This window comes from uncultured Ruegeria sp., from assembly GCF_947497005.1.
GTDB lineage: Bacteria > Pseudomonadota > Alphaproteobacteria > Rhodobacterales > Rhodobacteraceae > Ruegeria.
The window spans coordinates 13,283-26,508 of sequence record NZ_CANMFF010000005.1 but is presented as its reverse complement, the minus strand read 5'-3'; the positions used below and the strand labels follow the sequence as shown (position 1 = coordinate 26,508).

15 protein-coding genes and 1 tRNA gene are annotated in these 13,226 nt (G+C 57.1%); 5 read left to right on the top strand and 11 right to left on the bottom strand.

The window, feature by feature from the left end; all coding sequences use genetic code 11:
- Positions 1–21: 21 nt before the first annotated feature.
- From Q0816_RS08390 to dgcN, 3 genes are all read right to left on the bottom strand, one after another.
- Positions 22–882 carry a D-amino-acid transaminase gene (locus Q0816_RS08390; RefSeq protein ID WP_298849394.1) on the bottom strand — a complete coding sequence of 287 codons (861 nt, stop codon included), beginning with the start codon at positions 880–882 and terminating at the stop codon, positions 22–24.
- 11 nt (positions 883–893) lie between these two features.
- A complete protein-coding gene (gene dgcA, locus Q0816_RS08385; protein WP_298849392.1) occupies positions 894–1,859 on the bottom strand; it encodes an N-acetyl-D-Glu racemase DgcA in 966 nt (321 codons plus the stop codon).
- A gap of 74 nt (positions 1,860–1,933) precedes the next feature.
- Positions 1,934–2,935: an N-acetyltransferase DgcN gene (gene dgcN / locus Q0816_RS08380; RefSeq protein ID WP_298849390.1), complete on the bottom strand. Its 1,002-nt coding sequence runs from the start codon at positions 2,933–2,935 to the stop codon at positions 1,934–1,936.
- Positions 2,936–3,229: 294 nt separating this feature from the next.
- Here dgcN and Q0816_RS08375 point away from each other — a divergent pair, with 294 nt between their 5' ends.
- A complete protein-coding gene (locus tag Q0816_RS08375) occupies positions 3,230–4,192 on the top strand; it encodes an L-malyl-CoA/beta-methylmalyl-CoA lyase (protein ID WP_298849388.1) in 963 nt (320 codons plus the stop codon).
- Between the two features lie 46 nt (positions 4,193–4,238).
- Here Q0816_RS08375 and Q0816_RS08370 read toward each other — a convergent pair whose 3' ends face one another.
- Both Q0816_RS08370 and Q0816_RS08365 read right to left on the bottom strand, forming a co-directional pair.
- Complete coding sequence (locus Q0816_RS08370; RefSeq protein WP_298849386.1) at positions 4,239–4,817, bottom strand: PA14 domain-containing protein; 579 nt, start codon at positions 4,815–4,817, stop codon at positions 4,239–4,241.
- A gap of 119 nt (positions 4,818–4,936) precedes the next feature.
- Positions 4,937–5,389, bottom strand: a complete 453-nt coding sequence (locus tag Q0816_RS08365; RefSeq protein WP_298849383.1) for an Lrp/AsnC family transcriptional regulator — start codon at positions 5,387–5,389, stop codon at positions 4,937–4,939.
- Positions 5,390–5,462: 73 nt separating this feature from the next.
- On the opposite strand from Q0816_RS08365, the gene Q0816_RS08360 reads away from it, so the two are divergent.
- Positions 5,463–6,059: a LysE family translocator gene (locus Q0816_RS08360; RefSeq protein WP_298849381.1), complete on the top strand. Its 597-nt coding sequence runs from the start codon at positions 5,463–5,465 to the stop codon at positions 6,057–6,059.
- Position 6,060: 1 nt separating this feature from the next.
- Here the strand turns inward: Q0816_RS08360 and Q0816_RS08355 are convergent, their stop codons facing one another.
- Complete coding sequence (locus Q0816_RS08355) at positions 6,061–6,894, bottom strand: GyrI-like domain-containing protein (protein WP_298849379.1); 834 nt, start codon at positions 6,892–6,894, stop codon at positions 6,061–6,063.
- A gap of 121 nt (positions 6,895–7,015) precedes the next feature.
- Between Q0816_RS08355 and Q0816_RS08350 the strand changes: the two genes are divergently transcribed.
- A complete protein-coding gene (locus Q0816_RS08350) occupies positions 7,016–7,978 on the top strand; it encodes an acetyl-CoA carboxylase carboxyltransferase subunit alpha (RefSeq protein WP_298849377.1) in 963 nt (320 codons plus the stop codon).
- Between the two features lie 3 nt (positions 7,979–7,981).
- Here the strand turns inward: Q0816_RS08350 and Q0816_RS08345 are convergent, their stop codons facing one another.
- From Q0816_RS08345 to Q0816_RS08335, 3 genes are all read right to left on the bottom strand, one after another.
- On the bottom strand, positions 7,982–9,112 hold the full coding sequence (locus Q0816_RS08345; RefSeq protein ID WP_298849375.1) for a lytic murein transglycosylase: 1,131 nt from the start codon (positions 9,110–9,112) through the stop codon (positions 7,982–7,984).
- Between the two features lie 113 nt (positions 9,113–9,225).
- Positions 9,226–9,873: a GntR family transcriptional regulator gene (locus tag Q0816_RS08340; protein ID WP_298849373.1), complete on the bottom strand. Its 648-nt coding sequence runs from the start codon at positions 9,871–9,873 to the stop codon at positions 9,226–9,228.
- A 30-nt stretch (positions 9,874–9,903) separates the two neighbouring features.
- The gene (locus Q0816_RS08335) at positions 9,904–10,599 is read right to left on the bottom strand and encodes a M48 family metallopeptidase (protein WP_298849371.1); all 696 of its coding nucleotides are present in this window, start codon (positions 10,597–10,599) and stop codon (positions 9,904–9,906) included.
- A gap of 100 nt (positions 10,600–10,699) precedes the next feature.
- On the opposite strand from Q0816_RS08335, the gene Q0816_RS08330 reads away from it, so the two are divergent.
- Positions 10,700–11,026: a TIGR02300 family protein gene (locus Q0816_RS08330; protein WP_298849369.1), complete on the top strand. Its 327-nt coding sequence runs from the start codon at positions 10,700–10,702 to the stop codon at positions 11,024–11,026.
- A gap of 145 nt (positions 11,027–11,171) precedes the next feature.
- Positions 11,172–11,247 (top strand) — tRNA-Ala (locus tag Q0816_RS08325).
- Positions 11,248–11,558: 311 nt separating this feature from the next.
- Here Q0816_RS08325 and Q0816_RS08320 read toward each other — a convergent pair.
- Positions 11,559–12,488, bottom strand: coding sequence for an SMP-30/gluconolactonase/LRE family protein (locus tag Q0816_RS08320; protein WP_298849366.1), 930 nt, complete (start codon positions 12,486–12,488; stop codon positions 11,559–11,561).
- Between the two features lie 10 nt (positions 12,489–12,498).
- Positions 12,499–13,182, bottom strand: coding sequence for an IclR family transcriptional regulator (locus tag Q0816_RS08315; RefSeq protein ID WP_298849364.1), 684 nt, complete (start codon positions 13,180–13,182; stop codon positions 12,499–12,501).
- Positions 13,183–13,226: the final 44 nt, after the last annotated feature.

Sequence of the window (13,226 nt, the reverse complement as noted above, 5' to 3'; positions counted from 1 at the left end):
CCAAGTCGGCGGGCCTTTTCTTTAGATCGCTGCCTTACGGCTTTCGTCCAAATAGATTTCGCGAAGGCGTTTGGCAATTGGCCCTGGCGTACCATCGCCCAGCGCGACCCCGTCGATCTCAACCACCGGCATGACAAAGGCACTGGCCGAGGTTGTGAACGCCTCATCCGCCTTTTTGGCTTCGTCAATGGTAAACAGACGCTCTTCGATCTCCATCTGAGCTTCGGCCGCCATGCGCAGCACGGCCTTGCGGGTGATCCCGTGCAGGATGTCATTGGACAGCGGGCGGGTGACGATCTTACCGTTCTTGACGAAATAGGCGTTGTTGCTGGTGCCCTCGGTCACATAACCGTCCTCAACCAGCCACGCATCGTCGCAGCCTGCTTTCTTGGCCATCATCTTGCCCATCGACGGGTAAAGCAATTGTACGGTTTTGATGTCGCGGCGTCCCCAGCGAATATCATCGATCGAGATGATCTTGGCACCCTTCTGCGCGGCCGGGCTGTCGGCCAATCCTGGCTTGTTCTGAGTGAACAGAACAAGACTGGGCTGGGTATCTGCCGGTGGGAAAACGAAGTCCCGATCACCATCGCTACCGCGCGAGACCTGCAGATAGACCAGACCTTCTTCGATGCCGTTCAGCTCAACCAGCTTGCGGTGAATCTCCAGCAATTCGTCCTTGTTGCAGGGCTCGGCCATTTCCAGCTCGTCCAGAGACCGCTTCAGGCGCACCGCGTGACCTTCGAAATCGATCAGCTTGCCATCCAAAACGCTGGTGACTTCGTAAACCGCGTCTGCAAACAGGAAGCCACGGTCAAAGATGGACACCTTGGCCTCGGTCTCGGGCAGGTATTCGCCATTTACGTAAACGGTTCGGGTCATGTGTTGTCTCCTCAGCCCCAGAGCGCCGCTTGGGGCGGGTGCACTCCGGCATCGTCAAAATTCAGCGGGGTGTCGCGGTCTTCGGCCAACAGAAGCGGGCCGTCAAGGTCCGTTACCAGCGCACCCTGCGCCAGTAAGGTCGCAGGTGCCATGGCAAGCGAGCTGCCCACCATGCAACCGACCATGATGTCGTAGCCTTCGGCAATCGCCGCCCTGCGCAGTTCCAGCGCCTCGGTTAGGCCACCGGTCTTATCGAGCTTGATGTTGATGACATCGTACTTGCCCTTCAGCTTGGGCAGGCTGGTACGGTCATGGCAGGATTCGTCAGCGCAGACGGGAACCGGACGGTCCATTCCAATCAGTGCATCGTCGTTTCCGGCTGGCAATGGCTGTTCAACCAGCGCCACGCCCAGGCGCACCAGATGCGGGGCAAGATCGGCGTAAACTGCGGCCGACCAGCCTTCGTTCGCATCTACAATAATCTTTGAATTCGGCGCACCAGCGCGCACAGCCTCAAGCCGGGGCATGTCATCAGGAGTCCCCAGCTTGATTTTCAGAAGCGGGCGATACGCGTTTTCGGCCGCCTGCGCCTGCATCGCTTCGGGCGTGTCCAGCGACAGGGTGTAAGCGGTGATCTCCGGGCCCGGCACCGGCAGACCAGCCAGATCCCAGGCGCGTTTGCCAGTACGTTTGCATTCCAGATCCCATAGGGCGCAATCCACGGCGTTCCGGGCCGCACCAGCAGGCAACAGATCCATCAGTGACTGACGGGTGAGCTCCGCAGGCAGTCCGGCAATCTCGGCCTCAACCGACTCGAGGGTTTCGTCATAGCGCGCATAGGGAACACATTCGCCCCAGCCCTGATGGGTTCCGTCCGACACCCGAACCGTCAATACCTTCGCTTCGGTTCGTGACCCGCGTGAGATGGTAAACACCTGCGCCAGCCGAAACACATCACGAGAGACCTCTATCTGCACGCAAACGCTCCTTCATTTTTTCCCAAATATCCTTGCCGGAGGCGGATGAGCCCGCCACCGGCACGTGTCTCAGATCACATCGCAGCCAGCGCGTCCACCAGCTTGCCCGAACCAAAGCGGAACGGGTCGGTCGCAGGCAGGCCCATGTCGGCTTCGATCTTTGTCAGATAGGCTGTCGCGTCCTCCTCGGACATGTGCTGTGTGTTGACCGATACGCCTACGACCTGACACTCCGGGTTCGCCACCCTGGCCAGCGCCAGCGCGGTGTCGCGCAGAGTTTCCAAAGACGGCTGCTGGTAAGTCGGCAGACCACGCATGTGCTCGCGGGTTGGTTCGTGGCTCAGGATCAGGGCGTCCGGCTGGCCGCCATGGATCAGCGCCATAGTCACACCGGAATAGGACACGTGGAACAACGAGCCCTGCCCTTCGATCAGGTCCCAGTGGTCGTCATCATTGTCAGGCGTCAGCCATTCGATCGAACCGGCCATGAAGTCAGCAATGACCGCGTCAAGCGGCACGCCATCGCCGGTGATCAGGATGCCTGTCTGACCGGTCGCCCGGAAGGTCGATTTCATGCCACGCTTGCGCATTTCAGCATCCATCGCCATGGCCGTGTACATCTTGCCGACCGAGCAGTCAGTGCCTACAGCCAGACAACGCTTGCCCTTGCGCTTGATCCCGTTGGCAATCGGATAGTCGACTTCGGGTACACGCACATCGTGCAGCTTTTGGCCGGTTGCTTCGGCCACGGCCACCAGATCGGGTTCATCGCGCAACAGGTTGTGCAGGCCAGAGGCCAGGTCAAACCCTTCCTCCAGTGCCATGACCAGAACTTTTTTCCATTCCTGGCTGATCACGCCGCCTCGGTTGGCCACGCCGATCACCAATGTCTTGGCGCCTGCCGCTTTCGCCTCGGTCAGGGTCATGTCCGTCAGGCCCAGATCTGCTTTACAGCCGTCCATCCGGTATTGGCCTACGGCGTTGTCCGGGCGCCAATCCTTGATGCCCACAGCCACTTTGGCCGCCAATTGGTCGGGCGCATCGCCCAAAAACAGCAGGTACGGTGTCTCGATCATTGCGGTCACTCCTTTGATTCCGACGCAGGCTAGAGAGGAAGGTCAGCGAGTGTCTCGCGTTATTCTTCGATTGCGCGGCATTGAACGGGAAATTTTTGCGTAGTTTGCCACTTTCTCGCAATTTTCTCTCAAGTTTTTAAACTGATTAATCTTTAATCACCGTCAAACCGGTCTGCCGCAGATAATGCTGCGACTGCATTGCCGCACACGCACAAAGACGCTTGCGGATTGATTGGTAATTTAATACCCAATCACACAAGAAAATGGCAATTTCCTTTCGCACACGAGGTCCAGATGAGCTTCCGCATCCAACCCGCCGCCCCTGCGCGTCCCAATCGCTGTCAGCTGTTTGGCCCAGGATCGAATACCAAACTGTTCCCGAAAATGGCAGCATCCGCTGCGGATGTGATCAACCTTGATCTTGAGGACTCGGTTGCACCTTCGGACAAGGATGCGGCCCGCGCCAACGTCATCGAAGCATTGAACACTGTGGACTGGGGTAACAAGTACATGTCCGTTCGCATCAACGGATTGGATACTCCCTACTGGTACCGCGATGTTGTTGATGTCATGGAACAGGCAGGCGACCGTCTGGATCAGATCATGATCCCCAAAGTCGGTTGCGCGGCGGATGTCTATGCGGTCGATGCGTTGGTCACCGCCGTTGAGCGCGCCAAGAGCCGTGCCAAACCAATCAGTTTCGAAGTCATCATCGAATCTTCTGCCGGTATCGCGCATGTGGAAGAAATCGCTGCCTCTTCCCCCCGCCTGCAGGCCATGAGCCTTGGAGCAGCAGATTTTGCGGCCTCGATGGGGATGCAGACCACGGGCATCGGGGGTACGCAGGAAAACTACTACATGCTGCACGACGGCAAGAAACATTGGTCTGATCCGTGGCACTGGGCACAGGCCGCCATCGTTGCCGCCTGCCGCACCCATGGTGTGCTGCCTGTGGATGGGCCTTTCGGAGATTTCAGCGATGACGAAGGGTACATCGCTCAGGCCAAACGCTCCGCCACATTGGGCATGGTCGGCAAATGGGCGATCCATCCCAAGCAGATCGCACTGGCCAATCAGGTCTTTACCCCGTCGGATGAGGCCGTGTCAGAGGCCCGTGAAATCCTAGCTGCGATGGAACAGGCCAAGGCAAATGGTGAAGGCGCGACCGTCTATAAAGGGCGTTTGGTCGATATCGCCTCAATCAAGCAAGCCGAAGTCATTGTGGCACAAGCCGAACTGATTGCCGCAGGCAGTTAAGTCACAAAAAGGGGCGCACCATCGAGCGCCCTTATTTGTAGATAAATCAACGACCAAAGACCTCATTGGGCGTCCATGTGAAGCGTTCACCCTTCTTTCCTGACTTCATCATCAGGCAAGAGGTTCCTAGTTTTTGGAAATAGATGATCTTCAATGGATACCAGCCAGCCTTGGGCACTTCGACTTCGGTTCGCTGATTGGCTTCACAGCCTTGAATACCAGATACGCGGCCAATCTGTTGGCCGCCTACCGACGCCTCAATCCCGTCATTCGACCACGTTTCCAACTCGTAAATCCCTGGCGAGTCGAACCGCATATACCCCGTAACCTCGGCGGCAACATTGTAAGCGCCGTCAAACGTCATGACACCGTCACCCTTACTGGTGTCCCTATAATCCAACCCCCGCAGCGGATTTCCGGGCTTCGCCTGAGACAGCATGCTTTTTGCCTGGCTCAGATCCCGGATCTTCTTGTGTTGATTGCCTGTACCAAAGTATTTGACATTCAACCCCGCCTTTGGAGAAGGCTGTGGATTGGCAGGTTGCAGCTTTAGCGGAGCGGCAAGAGCCCCACCGGCTATCACCGCCACAGCAAGAGCTGCTGCCCCGATATAAATGGATTTCATCGTTTTCTCCCTGTGTGCGCGCCGGATTTCTCGGGGATACCCCTGATCGACGTCTCCGATATGACACTAAAACGTGATTTTTCACGCTGCAAGAGAGTGAGGCTTCACAATTTCAGAGGTCACGCCCGTAAATCTTTGGGCGAGCCCATCACCACATAAGACGTGATTGACGTGACATGCGGCAGCGTTCCCAGCACCTCGGTATGGAACGTTTTGTATGCTGGCAGGTCGGCGCACTCGACGCGCAGCAGGTATTCGATCGTGCCCGTGATATTGTGGCATTCGACCACTTCGGGGGCTTGCTGCAGGGCGCGTTCAAACCCTTCTTGCGCAGCTTTTGTATGCTCGCCCAAGCCAACTCCGATATAGGCAACAAAGCCGACACCCATCGCCAAGGGGTCCAAAACTGCACGATAGCCTGTAATCACCCCGGCCTTCTCAAGATCTTGAACACGGCGCAAGCATGCAGAAGGCGACAGGCCGATGCGTTCGGCCAACTCCAGGTTGCTGACCCGTCCATCTCGTGTCAGCTCGCGCAATATCTGACGGTTTATTTGATCATCTTTCATCATAGATTGCAGAAATACCGGAAACGCGCACGAAAAAGCAATTTCATTTGCTGAAGCCCGGACGATACTTCACCACATGACATACGACATCCTGCTTGCCCTGATCACCTTTGCCTTCGTGACGTCCATTACTCCGGGGCCGAACAATCTGATGTTGATGGCGTCAGGCGCGAATTTCGGCTTTCGTCGTTCAATCCCGCATATGTTGGGCATTGGCATTGGTTTTACCTTCATGGTGTTGCTTGTCGGTGCGGGGCTGGTGCAGGTCTTTGACCGATATCCAGTCAGCTATACCGTCCTTAAGGTCGTGTCGGTGGTCTATCTGCTGTATCTGGCATGGAAGATCGCGCATGCAGCGCCTGCCAAAAGCGCAGAAGCCACAGGGACCCCCATGACCTTTTTGCAGGCCGCCGCCTTTCAATGGGTGAACCCCAAAGCCTGGGCCATGGCCCTGACCGCCGTTACTGCCTACACGCCAAATCAGACCCTGTACGCAATTGCCCTGGTGGCGCTGGTTTTCGGGGCAGTAAACCTGCCTTCGGTCAGCACATGGACCTTTCTTGGTCAGCAGATGGCGCGGATTCTGACGAACCCGCGCCGATTGGTTGTGTTCAACTGGACAATGGCGGTGCTACTTGTGGCTTCGCTTTATCCTGTTCTTTGGTCCGGCTGAGTTACTTCAGAGGCAGGCAGATTTCCGTCAGCAAATCCTCGGGCGCCGTTTCACGCGGGTCGTTCAGGTAGATCTCGTAACTAGGCTTATCTGCCGGCTCCTCGCCAGATTCGGGCAACCAGTTGCCGAACAGACTGTGATAGGCAGCCTCGATCCCGGAATATGGCCCTTTATGTGTCAGCACGGCAGTCTTCCCACCCGGAATAGACAACTCTTCCATGCCCTCAGGAGCGACACCGCCCCGGAATTCAGCGCCTGCAAAACTGCGCAGCTGATCTTCGGGCACGTCATCCGGACTGTCGAAGTACAGAGCCAGAACCGGCCCGACTTGCGGCCACAGTTTACGGGACTCACACAAGGCTCCGAATGCTTCGAAGCTTTTTCCGATCTTTGAATACGCACCCTGATGCGGCAGGGCGACGACTCGGCGGGCGGGTTCTGTTCGGGTTGTAATGGGATGCATCGGATATCCTCCGGTTTGGAATTCAGGATGGGCGGGCCGGAACTGACCTGCCTTGCGAAAGGCAGCGGGACTGCTGCCATAGGCCTCGGAAAAGGCCCGCGAAAAAGAGATTGGATTGGGATAACCGACAGACAGAGCAATATCGGGGATAGCCCGATCCGACCGCACCAGACATGTAGCCGCGCGGTGCAGACGTATGCGCCGAACCGCTTGGGCACAGGTTTCACCAGTCAAGGCGCGAAACACCCGGTGCCAGTGAAACCGGGACATGGCGGCCACGTCAGCCAGCGCATCCAATGACAGATCCCCGGCAGGGTTGTCATGGATATACGTCAAAACGCGCAACACGCGGTCTTCGTAGCTGGCAGCCATTGGTGTCCTTCCTACTCTTTGCCCAACCGTGTTTGCACATCCTCAGACCACAAATCTTGCTGAGTTGCATCCGGAGCAACGTCAGGCCATATAGCAGAGAACTTCCGCGTTGAGAGGCGTCATGACCCAGTATCTGGATTTCGAAAAACCGCTGGCCGAGATTGAAGGCAAAGCTGAAGAGCTGCGTGCACTGGCGCGTACCAACGAAGAGATGGATGTAGCCGAAGAGGCCGCCGCGTTGGATGCCAAAGCCGCCAAGCTTCTGGATGAGCTATATGCCGACCTGACGCCATGGCGGAAGTGTCAGGTTGCCCGTCACCCGGAACGCCCGCATTGCAACAATTACGTGGATGCTCTGTTCACCGAATTCACTCCGCTGGCAGGTGATCGCAATTTTGCCGACGATCTGGCCGTGATTGGCGGTCTTGCACGTTTCAACGATCAACCTGTTATGGTGATCGGCCATGAAAAAGGCAGCGATACGAAGTCGCGGATCGAACGGAATTTCGGCATGGCCCGCCCTGAAGGCTATCGTAAAGCGGTACGCCTGATGGAGATGGCCGGGCGGTTTGGCCTGCCTGTGATCACCCTGATCGACACAGCAGGCGCCTATCCCGGCAAAGGTGCCGAGGAACGCGGTCAGTCCGAGGCGATTGCCCGGTCGACCGAAATGTGCCTGAAAATCGGTGTACCTTTGGTCTCGGTCATCATCGGCGAAGGCGGCTCAGGCGGCGCCGTGGCGTTTGCAACCGCGAACCGTGTGGCGATGCTGGAACATTCGGTCTATTCGGTGATCTCGCCGGAAGGCTGTGCCTCAATCCTGTGGAAAGATGCCGAGAAAATGCGCGAAGCGGCCGAGGCGCTGCGTCTGACCGCTCAGGACTTGAACAAGCTTGGCGTTTGCGACCGGATCATTCCAGAACCCAAGGGCGGCGCACATCGCGATCGTCCGGCAACCGTTGAGGCAGTACGTGCGGCGATTGCCGCCATGTTGGCGGAACTGGACGGCAAAGATGCGGCGGCCCTGATTCAGGACCGCCGACAAAAATTTCTGGATATCGGCTCAAAAGGGCTGGCGGCGTAACCGTCAGCCACCCAACTTGCGCAGCAGTGCAACCGAAGGTTCACCGGTTACTGGCAACCCATTGGCGCTTTGGTACGCGCTGATGGCTGACGTAGTATTTTTTCCGATAACCCCATCCGCGCCCTTGGTATCATACCCTGCAGAGGTTAGCTGACGTTGCAATTCCTTGCGGTTGTCCAATGTCAGACCATTTGCATCAGGCCCGAACGAAGCCTGAAACGGCGCGCCGCCCGCAATTCTGTCTGCCAGATGACCGACACCAATCGCGTAACTGTCCGAATTGTTATAGCGCTTGATGACCTGAAAATTGCGGAAGACGGCAATACGCGGCCCCGGTGTCTGCGGTTGCAGCACAGCAACGGGTGTACCGGAGACAGACCCGGCCTCTCCGCCCCAGGGTTGTCCACGCACCCAACCGGCGCGCGCCAAATAGGCGGCGGTCGAGGCCAGCGAGTCCACCGGATCATCAGACCAGATATCGCGCCGCCCGTCGCCGGTGAAATCCACGGCATAGGCCAGATAAGAGGTCGGAATGAATTGCGTGTGCCCCATCGCCCCGGCCCAGCTGCCGGTCATATTGGCAGGTGTGGTGTCGCCATTCTGAAGGATCTTCATCGCAGCGATTAACTGGCTTTCAAAGAACTGGCCACGGCGCCCATCATAGGCCAGAGTCGACAACGCTGACACCACGGGCACATCGCCGCGACGCGCGCCATAGCGACTTTCCAGCCCCCATACGGCCACGACAACTTCTTTGTCGACGCCGTACTGCGCCTCGATCTGTGACAGCGTGCCGTTGTACTGCCGCAGCATCTTCTGGCCGGTGCTGATCCTCTCGTCCGAGGCAGCGATGGCCAGATAGTCTTCGAGCGAGCGCTTGAATTCTACCTGATTGCGGTCGCGTTCGATCACATCGGGCAGGTAGCCTGCCCCCTGAAAGGCGCGATCTATTGTGGACTGAGAAATTCCCTGCGATGCCGCCCTGCCTTTAAACCCAGTAACCCAGGCATCCCAGCCTGCATTGGGAACTGCCCGCATACGGGATGCAGGTGCACTGGACGGCGCGCTGCCGCCCGTGCAGGCGGCCAATAAAGTTGATCCAAGGCAAATGGAAAAGTGTCGGCGATTGATCATGACTGGGGTCTGCTCTTGTTTGTGATTTGTCTCAAGAGTAACCCAGCCGGGCAGCGCAGGCCAGAACAGCAATGCTCGGGAAAGCCGGTAACTGCATGTCGGCAGGAAGCCGCTCAGCTAACCAGCAAACGCAGCCCCTGTGTCACGTCCGAGCGCACTGCCAGCCGCAGGCCGGGCTCGTCTCCGGCCTTGAGCGCGGCAATGATCAGCTTGTGGTAATGTGGCGGTTCGGTGCGTCTCAGACGCCCGTATAGCGCGCGCATTGTCGGACCCAGTTGCAGCCAGACGGTTTCAGCAATGGCTAGCATTGCGGGCGCTTGCGCGCGCAGGTATAGGGTGCGGTGAAACTCCAGATTTGACCGGATGTAACCAACTGCATCCCGTTTAGTTACCATTTCGGCAACGGTCATATTGATGCTCTGCAACCTGTCGATCAGGGCAATATGCGCCCTTGGCAAAGCCCGGCTGGCCAGTTCAACCTCCAGCAACGCGCGCAATGCGGCCAGTTCCTCGATCCGGTCATTGGTCAACTCGGGGGTCGAGACCCGGCCCGAGGTGGACAGGAACAAGGCTCCTTCGGCCGCCAGACGGCGCACCGCTTCACGCGCCGGGGTCATTGAAACACCGAACTCCTTGCCGATGCCACGCAAAGTCAGGGCCTGACCCGGTGCCATCTCCCCGTGCATGATTCGAGACCTCAGAACCCGGTATACCCGGTCATGGGTGGCGGTTTGGGTCTCGGAAGGGCGTGCGCTCAACATCCGACTATGTGATCACAAAACGGCGTGAGGTCAACTCGGCTCTGCATCAAACCTGTATCGATGCAGCTCGGCCCCGTTGTCTCGCAACCATCGGCGGGGTTGCTGATACGGGCCAAAGATCTTCTCGACCTGCTCCCAGAAAGCGGGCGAGTGGTTCATCTCGGCAAGATGGGCCACTTCGTGCGCGGCCACATAGTGCAGCACTTCTGGTGGCGCCAGAATGAGACGCCATGAGAACATCAACCCGCCATGCGAGCTACACGACCCCCAGCGTGACCGCGTATCGCGCAGGCTAAGCGTGGTATACGAGCGCCCCAGCATTGCCGCATAGTCATCACACGCACCGATCAACCGGTCCCGCGCCAACTCCTTGAGGAACCGGGCCAACCGGCGCGCTTCGGCCCCTTTGGGAACTGCGACTTCATCTGCCTGCAACAGAACCCTCCGACCCGTTGCAGGTACGATTCGCCGGTCAATGCCTTCAATCGGGATCATCTGTCCGACCCGCACCACGGCAATGTCCGGCCGATCCTGCAGATACTGCCGAATCCACTCTTCCTTGGTAAGGGCGAAACTCAATGCCTCGGATTCAGGTACTCCGATTGGATAGGTCAGCGTAACCCGACCGTCCAACTGGGAAATTCGCAAACTGATGCGCCGTGCCCGGGCCGATTTGCGCAACCTCAGCGGCACTGGCGGCGTCCCTGGCAATGCGTGCTCTCCCATATCTCGACCTCTCTTGCGCAAAGACTTTGACAGTGCCCACTGCCTGTGGCAGTTGAGCTGAATCATTTAGACGACTCACCTGATATCAAGGGGATTTGACATGCCCAAGGAAGAATGGGGCGTAAAGCGCGTTTGCCCGACAACCGGTAAGCGATTTTACGACCTGAACAAGGACCCGATCATCAGCCCCTACACTGGCGAGATCGTGGAGCTTCAAACATCCAAAAGTCGCATGATCGCGGCGGATGCCGAAGATGCGGCTTCGGTCAAGGCGCGTGAAAACGCATCCGGAGAAGATGCGGTTCTGGACGATGACGACACCGTCGACGTCGAACTGGACGACGATCTGCTGGACGACGATGACGACAGCAGTGATGAGGTTTCTCTGGACGACATCACTGACATGTCCTCGGAAGACGAAACCTGATTTAGCAATAAGGCGACCCCTGAGGGTCGCCTTATTCATTGAGCGGGCAACCCGGACTGAAAGTTGGTACCAATTCCATTTTTGGACTTGCACTCATTGCCACGGTCTCATAAACGTCCGTCCACCGTACCGACGGTACCGTGATGGGGCCTTAGCTCAGTTGGGAGAGCGCTTGCATGGCATGCAAGAGGTCAGGGGTTCGACTCCCCTAGGCTCCACCAAAACCTAACAATTGATCCGCCACGCATAGTTCTTCCTTTTTGGCAGCAAGATTTTCCTTTGGGGCCGAAGCGGAACTCAGAGCCCGAAGCCGCAATCGATCAAGCCGCGCGCATATGCAAGCGCGGCACGCCGCCAACCGCGCAAACCGGACATTCCCACGCGCTTCTCAGATGGCAGGGCAGCGGACAAAGCCGAACTTCAACGACAGGGCTCGAATGTCCGCAAACCGAAAATTTTCAGCGGGCTTCAAGCTAGAGGAAAAATTGTTGGTTTTTCAGATCGGACAAAGCAAACGTTGTCGCATCAACCTCTAATCTGCGTGCGAGTACATCAACCTGCCTGGTGTTTCGACGCGGACCCTCAGAATATTGCCGGTATCGGACTCGGTTATAAAAACCTCGGAGTTATTTTCACCACCAAAGGCTAAATTGGTCGTGGTCATACCGGTGGAGCTTTTCAGGCGGTATTGAGGCTCACCGGTTTTTGAAAAACCCCAGACACACCCATTTCCGGCGTGTGCTACCCAAAGGCCACCTGACTGATCCAAGGCCATGCCGTCTGGACCGGAGAGGCCGCCTGAAAGTTGCAAGTAGACGCCTACCTTTGAAACGCCACCGTCGGCCATCAACGGCAAGCGCCACACGCTGTTACCACGTGTCATAGCCACGTATAGAACATCCTCGTGCTCATTCAGAACCAGGCCGTTGGGGCTTTGACCGGTATCAATCAATAGATCGAGGCGCTCGGCCTCAAAGTCATACCGAAATACGCGACCATTGGGCATATGCATTCCACTTTGTCCTTGATCGGTAAAGTACAGGCGCCCCTGAGCATCAAAGACCAGATCGTTGCAGCCTCGGAAATGCTCAGAATGCCGGTGCCAAATGACGGGTTCAACTCGGCCTGTTTCAGGATCCAGGCACATGATCCCATTCTTGTAATCCGCGATAAAGACGCGGCCATCTTTATGGATTTTGAGCCCGTTTGGCCAACCGTCATGTTGGGTCACGAGCGTCCATTCGCCGTTTGGCGCTATCTTAAAGATGCGGCCGTAAGGGATATCCGTAACCCAGAGATTGCCCTCACGGTCAAAACTCGGGCCTTCCAAAAAGCTGTCAATCTGTCGTCCGGGTTTGTTGGCCGAGGCCCACTCTGGCGAAGTGTCTTTGACGCGGAACTCATCCGGCAAACTGGTCCATACTTTTGCGTCGGTGATTTCCGGTGGTGGATAGAGCGACATAGCGGTTCCTTTAAATTGAAATTTTATCCGAAAGGCGCTGTTCACTATCTTTCAGTGCCGTGACCAAAGCCTCGTGACGCTCCTCGCCAAATCGGGTGATCAGTCCTGATACGGACAGGGCACCGACGAGACGGCCTGATTTCGCAATAAGTGGGACCGATACAGCTGCGACTTCCGGATCCCGTTCACCAAGCGAGACAGTGTAGCCTTTCTCTTTAACGTCGGAGTCCGGATCATCTACACCATCGGAGAACGCCAACAAGATTCTGCCACTGGCACCGCGGTCCAATGGCATACTCTCACCCTCAACTATCGAGTGCCGGATCGCTCTGTCGGGCTCAACCCGGTATAGACAAATTCGACTGCGGCCTTCGAGGATGTAGAAGGAAGCGGTTTCATTCGTGGCTTCGCAAAGAGTCTTCAATTCAGGTCGCAGAACCTCTGCAAGATCGAAGCTTTGCCTGTAGCACGACCCTAACCTCCAGGTGGCCGGACCTAAGCGATATCTCCCCGTCTCTCCGCGCACAAGATACCCGAATCGCTCCAATGAAGCGACCAGTCGAAGAATTGTGCTCTTGTAGAATTCAGTGCGACGCGAGAGTTCGGCAAGACTGACTTCCTGCGTATCAGCACTAAAGCAATCCAAAATTTTCAAAGCACGATCAACGGCTTCAACGCCCTTTGTGTCCGCCAAGGCAAGTGCCCTCCAGCTTTTCTTTGACTTTCAGCCCTTCTTAG